This window comes from Aminobacter sp. SR38, assembly GCF_014843375.1.
Lineage (GTDB): Bacteria > Pseudomonadota > Alphaproteobacteria > Rhizobiales > Rhizobiaceae > Aminobacter > Aminobacter ciceronei.
In genome coordinates this window covers 4,707,226-4,725,110 of record NZ_CP062112.1, presented here as the reverse complement: position 1 = coordinate 4,725,110, position 17,885 = coordinate 4,707,226, and the positions used below count along the sequence as shown (strand labels likewise).

The following is a 17,885-nucleotide window of genomic DNA, read 5'->3' as shown; positions in this document are numbered from 1 at the left end:
ATCGCCGCATGCCATACGCCTACGACCCGTTCGACGAGATCCGCCGCGAGGCATCCGGTGTCAGCCTGATCCCGCCACAGGTGGTCGCCGACAACGCCGCCAGGGGACTCGTATTGAGAAGGCAGTTCGGCCGCGGCGGCACAGAGATCGGCGTCGGCCGCGCCGAGGAGCTTGTCGCCCGTACCGAGCTTACGCCCCATACCATCAAGCGCATGGTCAGCTACTTCGCCCGCCACGAGGTCGACAAGCGCGGCAAGAATTTTGGCAACGAGCAGAACCCGTCAGCCGGCTACATCGCCTGGCTGCTCTGGGGAGGGGATGAAGGGCGCGCTTGGGCTCTGGAGATGAAACGCGCTATCGCTGATCAGGCGTAATGCTGTTCGATTATCTGAATAGCCCAAAATCGAAAACATCCATGATGGCTGCTATTTTCGGCTGCAGAAATTAGCCACCCCAGTCCACCTCGGTCATGCCGAGCCTGAGATAGAGCCGAACAGCAGCCGAGTTGTCGACCAGGTTGGTCTTGAGGTCGATATGGCTCGCGCCCCGCGCGGCGAAGGTGTCAAAGACGTGCCACAGCAGCGCCTCGGCGATACCCTTGCCGCGACTGTCGGGACGAACGGCAAGGTCTTTCAGGAAGCCGCTGGTCCAGCTCAAGGCAGCCCCGGTCAACCGGCCCTCGTTATCGAAGACCAGGAAACAAAGTTCAGGGTCAAATTCCGAGTCGGCCTCGAGTCGTGGCCACCACTGGTCGAACGGGCCGTTCATGCCGTCGTCGAAGACGAGCTCAAGCAGATCGTAAAGTGCAACCGCGTCGGAGGCCTGAAACGTCCGCATCGAAAAGCCAGCGGGCCAGCGCGGCGGTCGCAGTTCGCCGGGCAGCACCCTGCGCAGGCGGACGTCGTTTTCCCCCTGCGGCGATGGCATCGGCAAGTCTAGCCGCGGTGACGGGCGCGGTCGCGGCCGAGCCCGGTCTCGTCGAGCAGGCCTTTGCGCTTGGCGTGGTAATAATAGCCGCTCTGGTAAAGCTTGTCGGCCTTGTCCTCGTCGCCATCGGCGACCATGAAAGCGCCGCGCAGATATTTGACCGCGTATTTCAGATTGGTCTCGGCATCGAACAGGCCGCGCGCCGGGCCGTCATAACCCATGCCGCGCGCGGTGGCGTGCTTGATCTGCATCAGCCCCCAATGGCCGTTGTTGAAGGCCATCGGGTTGAAGGTGCTCTCGCGGTTGACCACGCGCCGCACAAGCCGCTCGGGCACCTCATAGAGAGCCGCGTATTTCGAGATCAGCTCGTCGATCTTGCCGCGAGAGGCAAGTGCCGGGCTATCGGGCGCGGCATAGGACGAGGTGGCGAAGCTTTCGGGCGCGACATTGCCCAGCGACGCGACCTGGTAGCTGCGCGGCACCGGCGCGCTGGCCGGCAGGGCATAGTCGGCGATCGTCGGCGCGGACGGAAACTCTCCGACAAGCTTGTCGGCTGTGGCAACGATTTCGCCGCCGGCCATCGGCACCGACATCGGGTCGACCGGGCCCTTGGCCAAGGCAGGAGCCTTGGGCGCGGTGGCGGCAACGGCAACAGCTTTTGCGGCATCAGCAGCAGGCGCGATCGGCGCAGCGGCAACTGCCTTTTCGCCACCAGCAGCGCCAGTCGCCTTTTCGGCACCAGCAGCAGGCACCGGCGGCGCGGCAGCAACGGTCACGGCAGCGGCCTCGCTTGTGGCCGGCGTCGCGGCGTCAGCGGCACCCGCGACATCCGAAGCATCGGCAGCGGGCGCTGCGGCAGCGAGCACGGCAGTGGCCGGCGAAGCTTCGGTGGAGGCATATGATGCGGTCGGCAGCACTGCCACGGTTTCCGGCAGCGCGAGATCGGCGACCTCCGTCGAAGCGGGCGCAATCTCGGCGTTCAAGGCCACGTCGGCGGCCGTCGAAAGATCGGTGTTGAGAGCCGCTGTGTTGGTCTGGCAGCCCGACAGCAATGCCGTCGCCAATGCCACCGAGATCAGCAGGTGAGTCTTTATCGCCGGCAAATGCACACTCTGTTAATGATTTCGTCCCGCCCGACCCTCTCTACAACAACGTATGAGCCCCGGCAATCCACAGGTGGATACGGTTTTCGGGTGGCATGCGCACACAGATCATGGCACATTGTTCCTGATTTGTACCGAATTCACGCCAGCTGCCAGGACGAAAGGAACGGTCGTGGACCCCAGCATTTTCCATCCCCTGCCCGGCCGCGCCGTCTTCGAGACGGCCCTCGGCTTCATGGCGCTGGCATGGAGCAAAACCGGGCTTGTCAGGCTTTGCCTGCCGGAAAAAACCCGCGACGCCGCCGAGCGCCGGCTGCTGCGACTGGCCGGTCAGGCCACGGCCGCGGGCGACCATACGCCGCCACCATGGATCACCGCGCTGATCGCCGACATCAGGCGCTATGCCGACGGCGAGGACGTCGATTTCTCCGATGTCCCGGTCGATCTCGCCGGCATCGACGATTTCCGCCGCGACATCTATGCCGCCGCCCGAAACCTTCACTATGGCGAGACCACCACCTATGGCGGGTTGGCCGAGAAGGCCGGTCGGAAGGGTCTGTTCCGCGAAACTGGCTCGGCACTGGGGGCGAACCCTATTCCCCTCGTCATTCCGTGTCACCGCATCCTCGCCGCCGGCGGCAAGATCGGCGGCTTTTCGGCAACCGGCGGCTCGAACATGAAGGAAAAGATGCTGGTGCTCGAGGGCGTGCGCGTTGGCCCGCCGCCATCCACCCAGGCATCGTTCGGGTTCTGACAGGGGATGAAAAGAAGAGCACACAACTGCGGGAGCTGCGCCTGACGGCGCGCTCCGGCGCGCAGAAAGCGCTTCAGAGCGAGATCAATTGTCCGCTTGCGTTCAGTCGCTCAGCGGAAACAGCCGGCGCTTGAAGAAATTGCGCTCGATTCGCTTGCAATTGTAGACCGGGCAGGACCGCGCATCGGCCGTCGGTACATATGCCCGGCGCGCCTCTTCGCCGGCCGAGCAGAAATGGTCGTTGGCGACATAACGATCATAACGCGGCACGCCCGACGTCGGCGACGTCCAGCGCAGGATCACCGCGCCCTGGTTGCGCACGACGCTCTGCGTCTGGGCGCAGCTCATTTTCGTCGATACGTAGCGCGACGCGGCCTGCGCTTCGGCTGCCATCAGTGTCAGGCACGCGGCAAGCAAAATGGCTTTCATGAGAACCTCCCGGACTTCGCGCAACGGCTGGCGCCGGCCGAACGTTACAGCGCCTCATCTTGCATCGCTCGCAATGCCATGGGCGCCAGGCAATATAACACCCTGCGCCCGCCATGGTTGCATGGCAATTGAGGCAGGTTTCAAGCGCCACTATTTGCAAGGGCTTGCACTTGCGGCCATTTGCCCTTATATCCGGCACGTTGATATTTCGGCCGACAGATCCGTGCCCCGCGACACTCTCGCGTTTGCAGACGTCTCTCCCCAAAATCTCGATACCACGACTGGGCATGCTCGCTTGGTCAAGAAAAACTGCAAACGACAAGGATATTCAATATGGCTACTGGCACCGTTAAGTGGTTCAACGCAACCAAGGGCTTCGGCTTCATTCAGCCCGACGCAGGTGGCGCGGACGTTTTCGTCCATATCTCGGCTGTCGAGCGTTCGGGCATGGGCTCGCTGGCCGACGGCCAGAAGGTCAGCTTCGAAATCGAGCAGGACCGTCGCACGGGCCGTTCGTCGGCTGGCCAGCTCAAGGCAGTCTGATTTAAGGCGCGCGGGAGCGAAAGCTCCAATCGCGATGCAAGTCACGGATGTACTGGCGGCTGCGCGACAAGCGCGCCGGAATCTCTGACCCGAAGGACGATGCGGCAGATTGCCGTGAGCCCGGGTCAGGTGATCCAGGATCAGCTGCTGACAGCGGAAGGCGGGGTCACACCCCGCCTTTTTCTTTTTGCGCAGACAGGGTCGCGGCTCGAAACTCGCCTCGACGTCATAGAAAGGGGCCCGAAGATCGCATCTTCGGGCCTTCTTGCATTTCAGGATCAGGCGTTCACGGCAGCCAGGTCAGCGGCACATGGCCCTCGTCCGCTGCCACGCGGGCAAGCCAGGCCTTCACCGCAGGGAACGCATCCAGGTCATAGCCGCCGATGGTCGCGTCATGGGTGTAGGCATAGAGTGCAATATCGGCGACGCTCATCGCATCTCCGGCCAGGAACGGCGTCTTCTCGAGCTGCACCTGCATCACCCCAAGCGCCTTGTTGCCGCCGTCGAGCAAAGCCTGCATGCGCTCCGGCGTCGCCTGGGCGGCGCGCTCGGGGTAGAGGAACATCGTCCGCCTGACAGCAACGAAGGGTTCGTGGCTGTACTGTTCGAAAAACAGCCATTGAAAGACCAGCGCCCGCTGGTAGGCGTCTGCCGGCAAAAGCCGTGTCCCTTCGGCCATGTGGAGCAGGATCGCGTTGGACTCGGCAAGGAAGCGGCCATCGTCGAGCTCGAGCAGCGGCACCTTTCCGTTGGCGTTCTTGGCGAGGTAAGCGGGCGTACGTGTGGAGCCGTCGCGCGAGCTGGTCTCGACATGGCGGAACGGCCGGCCGAGCTTGGCCATCAAAAGCCGCGGCTTGTAGCTGTTGCCGCTGTCGCTCATTCCATAGATCGTGATCATCGCATTCACCCCGTTTGGTCAGCGATTATCGTCCCTGAAGTGAGTCGATCCAGCGAATTGTTCTGGTGCGAGGCATCAGCTTTGGTGATCTTTCGTACCGCGTCAGCCGAACAGCGGCACCACCACGCATTCGCCGCGACGATATTGCGACGTTTCGCGCGCCCCTTCGGCAAACACACTGCCGACCAGCTTTGCAGGCTCGAGCAGATCGCCCTGGAACAGGTCGACACCGGCGCCAAGCGCAATTTCCAGGCGGCTCTCATTGTCGATGCCCTCAACGAGCACGTCGACACCAAGCGTCTTGAGTTCCGACACCACCGGACGCAGCAGCCGCCCGGTCGCGGCGTCGGCGCAGAAGCGTTCGAACGAGGCGCGATCGAGCCTGACGATATCGGGCAGCACACGCTTGACGGCGTCGACGTCATGCTGCGCCGAGCCTGGCTGCCCCAGAGCGACACGCATTCCAAGCGCCCGCAGTTCGCAGGCCAGCTTTTCGTCGCCGCCGATCTCGCAGATCAGTTGCGACGCCTCGAAACCTTCGCCCTTGAGGCGCCGGACCATGAAACCCAGATCGTCGAGATCGGGTGCATCACCATTGATGTCCTGCCTGAACAGCAGCGCGATGCCCTTGACGCCCATATTGTGGGCGTTGGCAAGCGGCAACACCGCCCAGACACGTCCGACGATCGCGCGTTCCTCATCGGCTATCTCGGCGAGGAATTCGCCAACCGCGACCGGCCGTCCCTCGCGATACGGCACCACGTGGGCGTCGGCGGCGACCGGCGTCAGGCGGCCGTCTTCATGCCGGAAGATCGGCTGGATCGCGCAACGCAGGCGAAACTCACCGTGAACGCCGAACTCCAGGCCAATTTCGTCGGCGGCGATCCTTGCCACCAGGTCCCGAGGCAACGCGCCAAACCCGAAAACCACGTCACTCATGCACTGTCCTCTTGCCGAAGCTTCGGCTTGATCGCGGCGCGCGAACGGCAACCGCATCGGCAACTCCGGCGGGCAAAAGCTCCGTCCGGTGATCTCCGGCGGCTTCGGGCGCCACCGGTTCGAAGTGGGAAAAATTCGCCGGCACGATTTCCGGCAGGGCCAGAACGAAGCCCTGCACCATCGAGGCGCCGGAACGCTCGGCCAGTTGCAACTGCCAGCTTTCCTCGAGCCCCTCGAAAACTGTGCGGATGCCCTTGTCCTCGAAATTCGCCACCATCTCCTTGAGCAGCGCGAAACCCGCGCCCGATTCCATCAGCCGGCTGATCCAGTGGGCATCGAACTTGACGATGTCGGGCTTGATGTCCCGGATGCGCTTGATGTCGGAGTCGTCCGAGCCGAAATCGTCGACTGCGATGCGCAGGCCGCTCCCTTTCAGCGCCCTGACAAATTCGAACAGCGCCTCTTCGGAGGCTGGCTTCTTCTCGGTGACCTCGCAGACGATGCGGCGCGGATCGATGCCGGTTTCGTTGAGCACCTGGCGCATGTCGCGCAGCGCGTGTTCCGAGATCGAGCGGTCGAGAAACACCGATGGATCGAAATTGATGAAGATCGACGCTTCCTTGGGTAGGAACACGGCGGCGTTCAGGAGGTGCAGCGTCCGGGTCAGCGTTTCGACATGCAGCCGCTCGATGCCTTCCACGGCAGCGAAGAAGATGCCTGGCGGCACGGCCTCAGTCCCGCGAAACGGCCTGATCAGCCCTTCGAAGGCGGTGACCAGCAAGCGGCCCGACTGAAAGGCGTAAATCGGCTGAAACGCGCTGCGCAGGGCATGCACACCCCAGACGCCGGACGCAGATCCGTCGTCGTGCCGGATGATTTGGGCGAGCCCGATGCTCTTCGACACGGTCCGTCCTATTTCCGGAAAGCTGCGAAATTGCCCCGCCAAAATCTCATCGAAGATTTGATCGGCGGTTAACGCGATGGCTCAAACTTGAACGAACGCCGCCCAGCCGACTGTTTATGCACAGCTTCCACCGGCTTCTGGACCATCACATCCGGGCCTCCCGAAACGTCAATCCGCTTGCGATTCCCTGCGTCATGCGACATTACAGCGCCGCGCATTCCGTTGGATGCGCAAAGGCGGTCGAGCGACCGCGCCCTTTCCGAACCGGAGACCTGAAGTCATGGCCTTTCTTGCCGATGCCCTTTCCCGCGTTAAGCCTTCCGCGACCATCGCGGTCACGCAGAAAGCGCGCGAGCTGAAAAACGCCGGTCGCGACGTCATCGGCCTCGGCGCAGGCGAGCCGGACTTCGACACCCCGGACAATATCAAGAATGCAGCGATCGAAGCGATCCGCCGCGGCGAGACCAAGTACCCGCCGGTCTCCGGCATCGCACCGCTGCGCGAGGCCATTGCCGCCAAGTTCAAGCGCGAAAACAATCTCGACTACAAGCCGGAGCAGACAATCGTCGGCACAGGCGGCAAGCAGATCCTGTTCAACGCCTTCATGGCGACGCTAAACCCCGGCGACGAAGTCATCATCCCCCGTCCCTACTGGGTCAGCTATCCCGAGATGGTGGCGATCTGCGGCGGCACCTCGGTGTTCGCCGAAACGTCGATCGACAACGGCTTCAAGCTGACGGCAGCGGAACTTGAGCGCAGGATCACGCCGAAGACCAAGTGGCTCTTGATGAACTCGCCGTCGAACCCGTCAGGTGCCGCCTACACCGAAGCCGAGCTGCGCGCCATCGCCGACGTGCTGCTCAAGCATCCGCATGTCTGGACGCTGACCGACGACATGTACGAGCACCTGACCTATGGCGACTTCGTCTTCAAGACCATCGCCGAAGTCGAGCCCGCGCTCTATGACCGGACGCTGACGATGAACGGCGTGTCGAAAGCCTATGCCATGACCGGCTGGCGCATCGGCTATGCCGCCGGTCCGATCGCACTGATCAAGGCGATGGACATGATCCAGGGGCAGCAGACCTCGGGCGCCTGCACCATCGCTCAGTGGGCGTCGGTCGAAGCACTCAATGGCCCGCAGGACTTCATCGCCAAGAACAAGGCGATCTTCCAGGCCCGCCGCGACCTCGTCGTGTCGATGCTCAACCAGGCGCGCGGCATCACTTGCCCGTCGCCGGAAGGCGCCTTCTACGTCTACCCGTCCTGCGCCGGCCTGATCGGCAAGAAGACGCAAGGCGGCAAGATCATCGACGGCGACGAAACCTTCTGCTCCGAGCTGCTTGAAGCCGAAGGCGTGGCGGTGGTGTTCGGTTCGGCCTTCGGCCTCGGCCCGAACTTCCGCATCTCCTACGCGACGTCGGAGAAGCTGCTCGAGGAAGCCTGCACGCGCATCCAGCGCTTCACGGCATCGCTCGTCTGAGCAAAGCCCTAAGGCGAAAAAGGGAGCCCGGCTTCGGCCGGGCTTCCTTTGCCGGTTGCATAAGGCAACTTTTACTTGTATGCAGATGCCAACAGAAACCTTCTGAATCTCATACGCTATCATACATTTGCATATTGCCGTGCCGGTGCAATCTGTTACTCTAAAGTAACTATATCCGCCCCCATTGGCGGAATCGTGCAGAGGCAGTCAGAGGCAGCAATTGTATCAGCGCAGACAGCAGCAGCAGGGGCGAAGGAGCAGAAGTCTGCTCTCATGCCTGTTGTTGTTGTTGCTATCGCTCTTTGCTGCACTCAGCGTCTCGGTTGCATCGACCCACGCGCACGCGGCCGGCTATCATCCTGAAGCAAATCTCTCGCTCGACGAAGGCACCGATCGGGTCACCGATGACCCCGGTACGCTTCCCGCCTGCAGCGACACATGCCTTGCCCTTGCCGAACTGAACGGGGACGGCAGCGACGACAGCGCCCTGCTGCGTATCGCTAACACCCTTTCGGCCGTCGATCTGACCAGCGGTGCGCTGGCCATCGACCCGCTTTTCAGCTTCCTGCGCTACCGAACCAGCGAGCCGCGCGCGCCTCCGGCTCGCGCCTGAACGGCGCAACGCGCCCCACCTGCGCCGCATGATCGGTCGGCAGCGGCTACAGCATCAAGCTCGCCGCCACGGCTGGTCACATTTGCCCCCTCCGGGACATTCCCGAAACAGTCTCAGGAATCATCATGTCTAAGACCCATCCACTCGGATTCCGCATCGAACGCGACCTCAAGGAAGCGCTCGTCAAGGCAGCCAAGGACGACCACCGCTCGGTGTCGTCGATGGTTGAGATCATCATTGCAAGGTGGCTGCGCGATCGCGGCTACCTCGTCGAGAAGGAAGAACGGGCCGCCTGAGCCGCTTCCCCGCGACCCTGCCCGGCGCGCAACTTGGCGCCGGGCAGCATCCGCCGGACATGCCCGGCATCCCAGGTCTTCTTCACTGGCAAACGCATAAGTTCAGCCGTCCGCGCGTTCTCGACGTGGCCCCGCATCGTCGTTTGCAACGCAGCATAAAAGCCCGCGACGACTTCGCGCTTGCTTCTACGACCAAAGTCATAATCCCAAAGCAGCGATGGATAACGGCCGTATCGCGGCGTTATCAATTCGACGTCGTTAGGTCAGGCGGATTCGCGCGGAGATTGCTCTCCAGGCCCTTGCCGCCGGCACTCTGGGAGGAGATTCTTATGGCAATTTCGGCAACCGCTGGCGCCCGTGCGCGCGGCATGTCGCGGGAAGAGAAGAAAGTCATCTTCGCTTCGTCGCTCGGTACTGTCTTCGAATGGTACGATTTCTATCTTTACGGTTCACTTGCTGCCTTCATCGGTGCGACCTTCTTTGCCTCGTATCCCGAGGCCACCCGCAACATCTTCGCGCTGCTCGCCTTCGCGGCAGGCTTCCTGGTTCGCCCGTTCGGCGCGCTGGTCTTCGGCCGCATCGGCGATCTCGTCGGCCGTAAATACACTTTCCTCGTCACCATCCTGATCATGGGCCTGTCGACCTTCTTTGTCGGCCTGCTGCCCGGCTCGGCCACCATCGGCATCGCCGCGCCGATCATCCTGATTGCGCTGCGCATGCTGCAGGGCCTGGCACTCGGCGGTGAATATGGCGGTGCTGCGACCTATGTCGCCGAGCACGCGCCCGACGACCGTCGCGGCTACTACACTTCGTGGATCCAGACGACGGCGACGCTCGGCCTGTTCCTGTCGCTGGTCGTCATCCTGGTCGTCCAGACTTGGCTCGGCAAGGAAGACTTCGCCGCCTGGGGATGGCGCGTTCCGTTCCTGCTTTCGTTCATCCTGCTTGGCATCTCGGTGTGGATCCGTCTGTCGCTGTCGGAATCGCCGACCTTCCAGCGCATGAAGGAAGAGGGCAAGGGTTCCAAGGCGCCGCTGTCGGAAGCCTTCGGCCAGTGGAAGAACGCCAAGATCGCGCTGCTCGCACTGTTCGGCCTCACCGCCGGCCAGGCCGTGGTGTGGTACTCGGGCCAGTTCTACGCGCTGTTCTTCCTGACAAACGTGCTCAAGGTCGATGCACAGTCGGTCAACATCATGATCGCCGTTTCGCTGCTGCTCGGTACCGGTTTCTTCGTCTTCTTCGGCTGGCTGTCGGACAAGATCGGCCGCAAGCCGATCATCATGGCCGGCCTGGCGCTTGCCATCGTCACCTACTTCCCGCTGTTCAAGGCGCTGACCTGGGCCGCAAACCCGGCACTGGCCACAGCCCAGCAGAACGTTCGTGCCACCGTCACTGCCGCTCCTGGCGACTGCAAGTTCCAGTTCAACCCGGTGGGCACAGCCAAGTTCACCACCTCCTGCGATATCGCGACGTCGTTCCTGACCCGCAATTCGGTTCCTTATGACGTCGTCACCACGGCCGCCGCAGGCACTCCTGCCACGGTCAAGATCGGCGAAGCAACCGTCACCTCCTATGACGCCGTCGCCGCCGGCGATGCCGCCAAGGCGAACGACGCCGCCTTCGTCAAGGCGGTCAACATCGCTCTCCACGACGGCGGCTATCCGCTGGTCCGTGGTGCCGCAAAGGTTGCCGACCAGAAGCTGGACGCCTTCGTCGCTGCCAACCCCGAGCTGAAGCTCGACGCAGCCGCGATCCGCGGTGGCGAAAAGGCAACCATGCCAACCGAACAGGCGATCAAGGACAAGCTTGTGACCGCGGAAGAAGCAGCCGGTGCACCTGAAGTCGGCTTCTTCAACATCCCCGGCGGCGGCTCGTTCTCGATGGTCGCCGATCCGGCTGCCGTCAACAAGCCCATGGTGATCGGCATCCTGTTCATCCTGGTCGTGTACGTGACGATGGTCTATGGCCCGATCGCCGCAATCCTGGTCGAAATGTTCCCGACCCGCATCCGCTACACCGGCATGTCACTGCCCTACCACATCGGCAACGGCTGGTTCGGCGGCCTGCTGCCTGCGACCGCCTTCGCCATGAGTGCCGCGGCCGGCGATATCTACTACGGCCTGTGGTACCCCATCGCGATTGCCGCAATGACGCTGATCATCGGTGTGATCTTCGTCAAGGACACGCTGGGCACCAACCTCAACGCCAAGGACTGATCCGCGGCACCAGTAAGAAGAGCCCGGCAGGTGCAAACCTGCCGGGCTTTTTCTTTTCCTGGTCCGACCCTTCAGTCAGCCTCGAACATCAGCGAGCGGTGCGTGGCAGCCCCTGCCATGGCCCCGTCGCCCACCGACAGCGCCACCGAGCCTGCCGCCCGCGCAATGTCGCCACATGCGAACACGCCCTTCACCGTCGTCTGCTTCATCGCGTCGGTCCTGACGAAATTGCCCATCGGCCCAGCCTCCAGTTCGCAGCCCAACTGTTCGACCCACGGGATCTGAAGCGATGTCCTGGGCATGGTAAACAGCCCGTCCAGTTCAAACATCCGACCATCGTCGAGCACGAGGTCGGCGCCCTCGCCCCTGACCTCGCGGACGAGTGCGGCCTCGACCGTCGCGCCGCGCGCAGCAAGCTGCCGAAGCTGCTCGGCGTCGGGCGTGAACACGCCATTGGTGAACAGCGTCGTCGTGCCCCAGTCGGGCAGCATCAGGGCGTGATGCATGGAGTGCTCCGAAACGGCTAGCACGCCGATCCGGCCCTGGTTCAGCTCATAGCCATGGCAATAAGGACAATGAAAGACGGATCTGCCCCAGCGCTGGCGCAGGCCGGGGATTTCGGGCAGGCTGTCGGAGACCCCGGCCGCCAGCACCAATCGCCTGGCGCTCGCCACACGGCCAGTGCCGAGATCGACGGCGAAACCACCTTCGATCCGCCGCGCACCTTCTGCCCTGCCCTCCAGCCACGTCACGCCGGGATAACGCTCGAGCTGCTCACGCGCCTCGGCGGCAATCGCGCCCGGCTCGCGGCCATCTTGGCCGAGGAAGCCATGGGAATGCGCGGCAAAGCGGTTGCGCCGGTCGCCCGCGTCAATGACCAGAACCTTGCGCCTGGCGCGGGCAAGCTGCAGGCCCGCCGACATCCCCGCATAACTGCCGCCGACGATGATGACGTCGTAGTCCATGGCCAAAAATCCTTTGAAGCGACCCTGTGGTCGCGCTGCGCTTCCCCAGCGGGTCGAAGAGCCTTTCGCATTTTCACGACACTTCATATGTTACATGACTGTCATCGTCAAGCTTCACGCAACTCCTGTTGTTGCGTGACCGACTATCTGTTAGGCCTGACCAGACGCCGGCAGCGAGCTGAACCGCGCCAAAAAGCCGAAAGAACAGCACGATGAGATCCGACACCCGCCTCTCCCGCATGCTGCATGTGCTGATCCACATGCAGCACCACGAGGGAACCGCGACCTCGGACGCAATCGCCATCATGCTCGGCACCAACCCAGTGGTCGTACGCCGGACCATGGCCGGCCTGCGCGATCAGGGTTATGTCCGCTCGGAGAAGGGCCATGGCGGCGGCTGGCTGCTGGCGCGGCCGCTGGAGGAGATCACGCTGCTCGACATCCACAAGGCGCTAGGCACCCCACAGCTCTTCGCCATCGGCCTCGCCGGCGACAACCCGAGCTGCACCATCGAGCAGGCGGTCAACACCTCGCTCGCCGAAGCGATGGACGCGGCCGAGGCGATCCTTTTGGCCAAATTCGGCAAGGTCACGCTGGCGGAGCTGGCCGAGGGCGCGGCGAAGGTCGCAAACGGCAGGCTGACGATGGAGCACCTTTAGGGTCTTTCTTCGCGATCTCACTGCAGGCGACGATCATCCGCAGGCTGACGGTTAACGAGCTTTCACAAAACCGACGATGGAATTCTCTCTCCAGCAACAACGGGTTCTACGTCGATAGAATCCGGGGTCTGGGGAGGAGCCATCAATGACAATAGCGCAGATGAATTGGGGGCGACTGAAGTGCCCGGCCAACGATCCGCGATTGAAAGAATCTATGGACGGCCTTGGAGACGTCTACCGCTTGGCAGAAGCTCACCCTGGGTTCCTGTGGCGGATAGCTGATGACGCAATAGCTGCGGAAACGAAGGCCTGCGGCTTCGACAATCGCATGTCCGCAACTGTCTCGCTCTGGAGGAGCCTGGACGATCTCCACGATTAAACCTTCAACTCACTGCATGGCATCTACCTCAAGCGAACCTCCGAATGGTTCGAGAAGATAGATGAGCCTCAGCTGGTCACCTGGTTCATTGAGAATAGCAACGTCAGACCAACCTTTGCTGAAGCGGGGAGCACTGATCTCACTTCAAGAATCCGGATTGTCAGATCGAGTATACCGCTGGCGAAAGTAGCGCTGCCGAACCGACTGTCGTCGGGCAGCAACCCTTGTGCATCCGCCCCCTCAGCCGCCTTGCGTGTCGGTCTGCAGCCCGCCGCGGCCACGCAGCAGCAAGCTCAGCACGGCGCCGCAGATGGCGATGGCGCTGCACAGCAATGCGGCGACCTTGAGCGCTTGTCCCAAGGCATCGCGCGCCGCCTCGATCTGCACACCGGCATTGTCCGGCCCAAGTGCTGCGTTCATCGGCAACGCCGCAAGCTGCGGATGGTCCACAAGCGCCAGTTGGTAGAGCATCGTCAGCAGGCTGCCGAGTACGGCGATGCCAAATGCACCGCCCAGTTCGGTGCTGGCCTCGGACAAGCCGGCGGCGGCACCGGCATGTGATGCCGCCACCGAGCCGACAATGACGTCGGTCGTCATGGTGAAGACTGGCGCCAGCCCAAGCGAGAACAGGCAGTAGGCCGCAATCATCAGCGTGAGATCGCCGCTGGCGGCTGCGGCTCCCGCCAGCGCGAAGCCACCGGCTGCGACGAGGAAACCGAGCGCCATCAACGCAACCGTGCCGAGGCGTGATGCAATCGCCGGCGCCGCAATTGCACCGGCGATGAACGCCACGCCCGACGGCGCCGAGGCCACTCCGGCCTGCAACTCCGTCAGGCCGAGGCCGAGCTGGAAATACAGCGCCATCAGCAGGAACATGCCGAAGGCAACGAAAAAACCGAGAATGTTGATCGTCAGCGCTGCCGAAAAGCGCGGCGAGGCAAACATATCGAGGTCGAGGAACGGAACCGCGAGCCGCCGCTGCCGGTGCAGGAACAAAGTCGTGGCAACAATGCTCACTGCCAGCGCGAGACCGGCCTCGCCGCTCCAGCCGTCCATCGCCACCTTCTTGATGGCATAGACCAGGCCAAGTACCGCCACCAGCAAGCTGAGCGCGCTTGCGACGTCGGGGCGTGGCGCCGCGCCGTCGCGCGCTTGCGGCAGCATCTTCGGGCCAAGAACCAGAAGCAGGGCCATGACGGGCAGGTTGATCAGGAACACGGATCCCCACCAGAAATATTCGAGCAGCACGCCGCCAACCAGTGGACCGACGGCACCACCGGCGGAGAAGCTGGCGATCCAGACGCCGATCGCCTTGCTGCGATCCTCGGGGTGCGGAAACAGGTTGCGCACCATCGACAGCGTCGACGGCGCAAGCGTCGCTGCGGCAATGCCCATCAGCGCGCGCGCCGCGATCATCATCGGCGCCGAGCTCGCGAAGGCAGCGATCAGAGACGCCACGCCGAAGGCGAATGCGCCCCACAGCAACAGGCGCCGGCGGCCGATGCGGTCGCCGACGACGCCCATCGGGATCAGCGCGGCGGCCAGGATGAAGCCATAGATGTCCACCATCCACAACAGCTGAGCTGGCGTCGGGTCGAGATCGGCCGCCAACTCCGGCAGTGCAAGGTTCAGCACCGTCAGATCCATCGAGTACAGCAGGCACGGCAAGGCGAGGATCGCCATCGCCAACCATTCACGGCGCCCCGCCCGGGGCAAATCGCCATGCTCTTCCATCTTCGCCTCTCCTGGAGCGCTTGATCGACAGGTACGCGCGTGACAATGTGGATATGTGTGAACTAACTACTCCTAAAAAGCAACTACTTGGTTTTTAATGAGAACTGAAAAGAGCAGAAGCTACGACGACGGCTGTGCGACGGCGCATGCGCTTGACCTGATCGGTGAGCGCTGGGCGCTGCTTGTCGTCCGCGAGTTGCTCTTCGGGCCCAAGCGTTTCACCGACCTGCGCACCGACCTGCGCACCATCAGCCCCAACGTGCTGACCCAGCGCCTGGAAGCGCTGGAGGCAACAGGCATCGTGCGCCGGCGCAAGCTGCCGCCGCCTGCCGCGTCCTGGATCTATGAACTGACCGAGTGGGGCAGCGAGCTCGAGGACACCATCGTCACTCTGGGCAAATGGGCCGCCCGTTCGCCGTTCCTGGAACAGGGCCTGCCGATCAGCCGGGCCGGGTTGCTGCTGGCCATGCGGGCGATGTACAGACCACAAGACGACGGCGGCTTCTGCATCTGCCTCGACATGCCCGACGGCACGGCTGTCGTCTCCGGCACAGCTGAAGGCTTCGACATCCAGTTCGGCGACGAGGCCTTGAAGTCAGCGCAAGCCATGTTCTCCGGCACCTCAAGCGTTCTCGACAGCATTCTGTTCGGCGGCGTCTCCGTCGAGGCGGCGGTGAAGGCGGGCGATGCCAGGATCACCGGGGACATGTCGGCCATGGCCAAGCTGCTGCGGGCATTCCCGATGCCGCCGGCAGCGACCGGCCTGGCGCCCTAGCGGCGTGCCGGCGCGCTGAGGGCACTGGCTTGGTCGTTTCCCGCACCTGCTTTCTGGCGCAGGTCCTAGACTTGGCTCATAAGCACCAGACATCTTTCCCCGAGGTCGCCACTCCATGCCCCTGCACATCAACACGCCGCTGCTCGAATCCCGGCCGCTGAGCCTCGCCGCCGGGCGCTCGATCTGGCTGAAGATGGATGCGCTGCAGCCACCGGGCTCGTTCAAGATTCGCGGCATAGGTGCTGCCTGCGAACATCATGCCAAGGCGGGCAAGCGCCGCTTCGTCTCGTCCTCCGGCGGCAATGCCGGCATCGCGGTCGCTTACGCCGGCCGCCGGCTTGGCATGCCGGTGTCGGTCTTTGTCCCGGAAACGGCAACGGAATTGGCCAAGGCGCTGATCCGCCAGGAGGGCGCGGAGGTCATCGTCCATGGCGCGTCATGGCAAGAGGCCAACGAACGCGCCATGTCGGCGCTCGATGCCGACACGGCCTTCATCCACCCCTTCGACGACCCGCTGCTCTGGACCGGCCACGCGACGATGATCGACGAGGTCGTCGCGGAAGGTTTGTCCTTCGACGCGGTTGCCCTGTCGGTCGGCGGCGGCGGGTTGATGTCGGGCATTGTCGAGGGCCTGGCCCGCAACAGCCTCGCGCATATCCCGATCATCGCGGTCGAAACAGAGGGCGCTGCCTCGCTTGCTGTCGCCATGGAGGCCGGCCAGCGGGTGCAGTTGCCGGCCATTACCAGCATCGCCACCTCACTCGGCGCCCGCATTGTCAGCGAGCGCGCCTTCGAAGTGACGCAGACCCAGTCCGTCGACAGCGTCGTGGTCAGCGACCATGCTGCCGTCGAGGCCTGCCTGCGCTTCCTCGACGATCACCGGGTACTGGTCGAACCGGCCTGCGGCGCAACGCTTGCTCTCGCCTACAGCCATATGGATGCGCTCTCGCGCTACAACCGCGTACTGATGATCGCCTGCGGCGGCGCCACCGCGTCGTTGGCCCAGTTGCAGGCGTGGCACACTGCCTGATCCTTCGGCATCGGCCTTGGTGCGCGACGAGCTACCAGGGCGAGCGCGCGGCCAGGCGGCCGATGGCGACGAAGATCGCCAGCGCGACAACGCCGAGCAGGATGGTAAAGGACAGCGCCCAGGAAATGCCGATGGTGGCCATGGCGAAGGCCAGTGCGAAGGGGGCGACGGCAGAGACGATCAGCCGGGCCGACATGGCGCGGCCCTGCAGCCGGCCGTAGCCGTCGCTGCCGAACAGCGCCAGCGGCAGCGCGCCGGTGACGATGCTGAACAGACCATTGCCCATGCCGAAGATGACGGCGAAGGTCATTGCACCCGCTATCGACGGAGCGGTTGCCAGCAACACACCCACGCCAGCGGTCATCAGCACAGCCGAGATGATCGCGAGTGTCAGTGGCGCGAGGTTGATGCCGGCAACCATGTTGATGAAGCGGCTGAGCACCTGGGCGGGTCCGAACAGCGTGCTGACGACAGCAGCCGTGGCGCCGAGCCCAAGGCCTGAGAGCAGCGGCACCATGTGGACCAAAATTGCCGCGCTCACCAGGTTCTGTACCGAGAGCGCAATCACCATCAGGGCGAAACCGAGCGGACGCACGGCAGCGGCAAGCGAACCCTCGACATGTTGGTGCGGCTCGGTGGCAATCTGGCCTTGCCCTGTCCGCCGAAACGACAGCCAGGCATGCAGCGGCAGGCAAACGACCAGGTTGAGGACGGCGAAGACGAGATAGACCGCCTGCCAAGACATCTGCGCGTGCAGTGCCGTGGTGATTGGCCAGAAGGCAGTCGAGGCGAAGCCGGCGATGAGCGTCAGATAGGTGATGTTGCGCTGGGCGTCGCGCGGCGATATCTGGACGAGCAGCGCAAAGGCCGCGCCATACTGGACGAGGTTCGAGGCGACCTGGATCGCCACCAGCGCGATGACGAAACTGATCGCTTCAGGAGCTGCCGCACAGGCGACCAGTGCTGCGGCCGCGACAGCCGAACCGGCCGTCATGATGCGGCCGGCGCCATAGCGGTCAATCCAGTTGCCAAGCCAGGGCGCGGTCAGTCCGCCGACGAGCAGTGCCGCCGACAGCGCGCCGAATAGCCACTCGACCGGCCACGACAAGTCCTTGGCCATGTCGTGGGCAAGAATGGAAAAGCTGTAGTAGAGCGTGCCGTATCCGACGATCTGGGTGATGCCGAGCGCGATGACGGCGGCAATCGGCGAACGCACGGCGGTCATCGGGAAATCGGCT

At 63.5% G+C, this 17,885-nt stretch carries 19 protein-coding genes and 1 pseudogene; 11 read left to right on the top strand and 9 right to left on the bottom strand.

Features of this window, described 5'->3' with window-relative positions; all coding sequences use genetic code 11:
* Positions 1-8 precede the first annotated feature (8 nt).
* Positions 9-374: a hypothetical protein gene (locus tag IG197_RS23175; protein ID WP_067959738.1), complete on the top strand. Its 366-nt coding sequence runs from the start codon at positions 9-11 to the stop codon at positions 372-374.
* Between the two features lie 70 nt (positions 375-444).
* Here IG197_RS23175 and IG197_RS23170 read toward each other — a convergent pair whose 3' ends face one another.
* Together IG197_RS23170 and IG197_RS36305 are read right to left on the bottom strand one after the other, a co-directional pair.
* Positions 445-933 (bottom strand): GNAT family N-acetyltransferase, encoded by a 489-nt coding sequence (locus tag IG197_RS23170; RefSeq protein WP_371746484.1) that lies wholly within the window; start codon positions 931-933, stop codon positions 445-447.
* A gap of 2 nt (positions 934-935) precedes the next feature.
* Positions 936-2,030: a lytic transglycosylase domain-containing protein gene (locus IG197_RS36305; protein ID WP_246765224.1), complete on the bottom strand. Its 1,095-nt coding sequence runs from the start codon at positions 2,028-2,030 to the stop codon at positions 936-938.
* Between the two features lie 235 nt (positions 2,031-2,265).
* Here IG197_RS36305 and IG197_RS23160 point away from each other — a divergent pair, with 235 nt between their 5' ends.
* Entirely contained in the window at positions 2,266-2,784 is a 519-nt protein-coding gene (locus IG197_RS23160; RefSeq protein ID WP_067966283.1) for a methylated-DNA--[protein]-cysteine S-methyltransferase, read from the top strand.
* A 102-nt stretch (positions 2,785-2,886) separates the two neighbouring features.
* Here IG197_RS23160 and IG197_RS23155 read toward each other — a convergent pair whose 3' ends face one another.
* A complete protein-coding gene (locus IG197_RS23155) occupies positions 2,887-3,213 on the bottom strand; it encodes a hypothetical protein (protein WP_154384829.1) in 327 nt (108 codons plus the stop codon).
* A 333-nt stretch (positions 3,214-3,546) separates the two neighbouring features.
* On the opposite strand from IG197_RS23155, the gene IG197_RS23150 reads away from it, so the two are divergent.
* Positions 3,547-3,756, top strand: a complete 210-nt coding sequence (locus IG197_RS23150) for a cold-shock protein (RefSeq protein ID WP_067959730.1) — start codon at positions 3,547-3,549, stop codon at positions 3,754-3,756.
* A gap of 286 nt (positions 3,757-4,042) precedes the next feature.
* Here the strand turns inward: IG197_RS23150 and IG197_RS23145 are convergent, their stop codons facing one another.
* The 3 genes from IG197_RS23145 to IG197_RS23135 all read right to left on the bottom strand — a co-directional run bounded on the left by IG197_RS23145 (position 4,043) and on the right by IG197_RS23135 (position 6,497).
* Positions 4,043-4,654 (bottom strand): glutathione S-transferase family protein, encoded by a 612-nt coding sequence (locus IG197_RS23145; protein WP_067959727.1) that lies wholly within the window; start codon positions 4,652-4,654, stop codon positions 4,043-4,045.
* 102 nt (positions 4,655-4,756) lie between these two features.
* Positions 4,757-5,593: an EAL domain-containing protein gene (locus tag IG197_RS23140; RefSeq protein WP_192315169.1), complete on the bottom strand. Its 837-nt coding sequence runs from the start codon at positions 5,591-5,593 to the stop codon at positions 4,757-4,759.
* Positions 5,586-6,497, bottom strand: a complete 912-nt coding sequence (locus IG197_RS23135; protein ID WP_182573279.1) for an EAL domain-containing protein — start codon at positions 6,495-6,497, stop codon at positions 5,586-5,588. Before IG197_RS23135 ends, IG197_RS23140 begins: the two co-directional genes overlap by 8 nt.
* A 280-nt stretch (positions 6,498-6,777) precedes the next feature.
* Between IG197_RS23135 and IG197_RS23130 the strand changes: the two genes are divergently transcribed.
* From IG197_RS23130 to IG197_RS23115, 4 genes are all read left to right on the top strand, one after another.
* Positions 6,778-7,980 (top strand): pyridoxal phosphate-dependent aminotransferase, encoded by a 1,203-nt coding sequence (locus IG197_RS23130; protein WP_182573280.1) that lies wholly within the window; start codon positions 6,778-6,780, stop codon positions 7,978-7,980.
* Between the two features lie 220 nt (positions 7,981-8,200).
* A complete protein-coding gene (locus IG197_RS23125; protein ID WP_192315167.1) occupies positions 8,201-8,593 on the top strand; it encodes a hypothetical protein in 393 nt (130 codons plus the stop codon).
* A 125-nt stretch (positions 8,594-8,718) separates the two neighbouring features.
* The gene (locus tag IG197_RS23120) at positions 8,719-8,889 is read left to right on the top strand and encodes a hypothetical protein (RefSeq protein ID WP_018428911.1); all 171 of its coding nucleotides are present in this window, start codon (positions 8,719-8,721) and stop codon (positions 8,887-8,889) included.
* 329 nt (positions 8,890-9,218) lie between these two features.
* Entirely contained in the window at positions 9,219-11,105 is a 1,887-nt protein-coding gene (locus IG197_RS23115; RefSeq protein WP_067959711.1) for an MFS transporter, read from the top strand.
* Positions 11,106-11,176: 71 nt separating this feature from the next.
* Here IG197_RS23115 and IG197_RS23110 read toward each other — a convergent pair whose 3' ends face one another.
* Entirely contained in the window at positions 11,177-12,070 is an 894-nt protein-coding gene (locus IG197_RS23110; RefSeq protein ID WP_192315165.1) for an NAD(P)/FAD-dependent oxidoreductase, read from the bottom strand.
* Between the two features lie 212 nt (positions 12,071-12,282).
* Here IG197_RS23110 and IG197_RS23105 point away from each other — a divergent pair, with 212 nt between their 5' ends.
* A complete protein-coding gene (locus IG197_RS23105) occupies positions 12,283-12,729 on the top strand; it encodes an Rrf2 family transcriptional regulator (protein ID WP_192315163.1) in 447 nt (148 codons plus the stop codon).
* A 145-nt stretch (positions 12,730-12,874) separates the two neighbouring features.
* Positions 12,875-13,225, top strand: a pseudogene (locus tag IG197_RS36865) (DUF3291 domain-containing protein); the annotation flags it as partial.
* 123 nt (positions 13,226-13,348) lie between these two features.
* Here the strand turns inward: IG197_RS36865 and IG197_RS23090 are convergent.
* Positions 13,349-14,842, bottom strand: coding sequence for an MFS transporter (locus IG197_RS23090; protein WP_192315162.1), 1,494 nt, complete (start codon positions 14,840-14,842; stop codon positions 13,349-13,351).
* A gap of 97 nt (positions 14,843-14,939) precedes the next feature.
* Here IG197_RS23090 and IG197_RS23085 point away from each other — a divergent pair, with 97 nt between their 5' ends.
* Both IG197_RS23085 and IG197_RS23080 read left to right on the top strand, forming a co-directional pair.
* Positions 14,940-15,617, top strand: coding sequence for a helix-turn-helix domain-containing protein (locus IG197_RS23085; RefSeq protein ID WP_192315160.1), 678 nt, complete (start codon positions 14,940-14,942; stop codon positions 15,615-15,617).
* A 115-nt stretch (positions 15,618-15,732) separates the two neighbouring features.
* Positions 15,733-16,647 carry a pyridoxal-phosphate dependent enzyme gene (locus IG197_RS23080; protein ID WP_154384823.1) on the top strand — a complete coding sequence of 305 codons (915 nt, stop codon included), beginning with the start codon at positions 15,733-15,735 and terminating at the stop codon, positions 16,645-16,647.
* A 31-nt stretch (positions 16,648-16,678) separates the two neighbouring features.
* Here IG197_RS23080 and arsK read toward each other — a convergent pair whose 3' ends face one another.
* The gene (arsK, locus tag IG197_RS23075) at positions 16,679-17,872 is read right to left on the bottom strand and encodes an arsenite efflux MFS transporter ArsK (protein WP_182573284.1); all 1,194 of its coding nucleotides are present in this window, start codon (positions 17,870-17,872) and stop codon (positions 16,679-16,681) included.
* Positions 17,873-17,885: the final 13 nt, after the last annotated feature.

What these genes read in the sequence shown, in the direction of transcription:
- IG197_RS23175 (WP_067959738.1), top strand. Translation starts at nt 9, where the DNA reads ATGCCATACGCCTACGACCCGTTCGACGAGATCCGCCGCGAGGCATCC.
- IG197_RS23160 (WP_067966283.1), top strand. Translation starts at nt 2,266, where the DNA reads ATGGCGCTGGCATGGAGCAAAACCGGGCTTGTCAGGCTTTGCCTGCCG.
- IG197_RS23155 (WP_154384829.1), bottom strand. Translation starts at nt 3,213, where the DNA reads ATGAAAGCCATTTTGCTTGCCGCGTGCCTGACACTGATGGCAGCCGAA.
- IG197_RS23150 (WP_067959730.1), top strand. Translation starts at nt 3,547, where the DNA reads ATGGCTACTGGCACCGTTAAGTGGTTCAACGCAACCAAGGGCTTCGGC.
- IG197_RS23145 (WP_067959727.1), bottom strand. Translation starts at nt 4,654, where the DNA reads ATGATCACGATCTATGGAATGAGCGACAGCGGCAACAGCTACAAGCCG.
- IG197_RS23140 (WP_192315169.1), bottom strand. Translation starts at nt 5,593, where the DNA reads ATGAGTGACGTGGTTTTCGGGTTTGGCGCGTTGCCTCGGGACCTGGTG.
- IG197_RS23130 (WP_182573280.1), top strand. Translation starts at nt 6,778, where the DNA reads ATGGCCTTTCTTGCCGATGCCCTTTCCCGCGTTAAGCCTTCCGCGACC.
- IG197_RS23120 (WP_018428911.1), top strand. Translation starts at nt 8,719, where the DNA reads ATGTCTAAGACCCATCCACTCGGATTCCGCATCGAACGCGACCTCAAG.
- IG197_RS23115 (WP_067959711.1), top strand. Translation starts at nt 9,219, where the DNA reads ATGGCAATTTCGGCAACCGCTGGCGCCCGTGCGCGCGGCATGTCGCGG.
- IG197_RS23110 (WP_192315165.1), bottom strand. Translation starts at nt 12,070, where the DNA reads ATGGACTACGACGTCATCATCGTCGGCGGCAGTTATGCGGGGATGTCG.
- IG197_RS23105 (WP_192315163.1), top strand. Translation starts at nt 12,283, where the DNA reads ATGAGATCCGACACCCGCCTCTCCCGCATGCTGCATGTGCTGATCCAC.
- IG197_RS23090 (WP_192315162.1), bottom strand. Translation starts at nt 14,842, where the DNA reads ATGGAAGAGCATGGCGATTTGCCCCGGGCGGGGCGCCGTGAATGGTTG.
- IG197_RS23085 (WP_192315160.1), top strand. Translation starts at nt 14,940, where the DNA reads ATGAGAACTGAAAAGAGCAGAAGCTACGACGACGGCTGTGCGACGGCG.
- IG197_RS23080 (WP_154384823.1), top strand. Translation starts at nt 15,733, where the DNA reads ATGCCCCTGCACATCAACACGCCGCTGCTCGAATCCCGGCCGCTGAGC.
- arsK (WP_182573284.1), bottom strand. Translation starts at nt 17,872, where the DNA reads ATGACCGCCGTGCGTTCGCCGATTGCCGCCGTCATCGCGCTCGGCATC.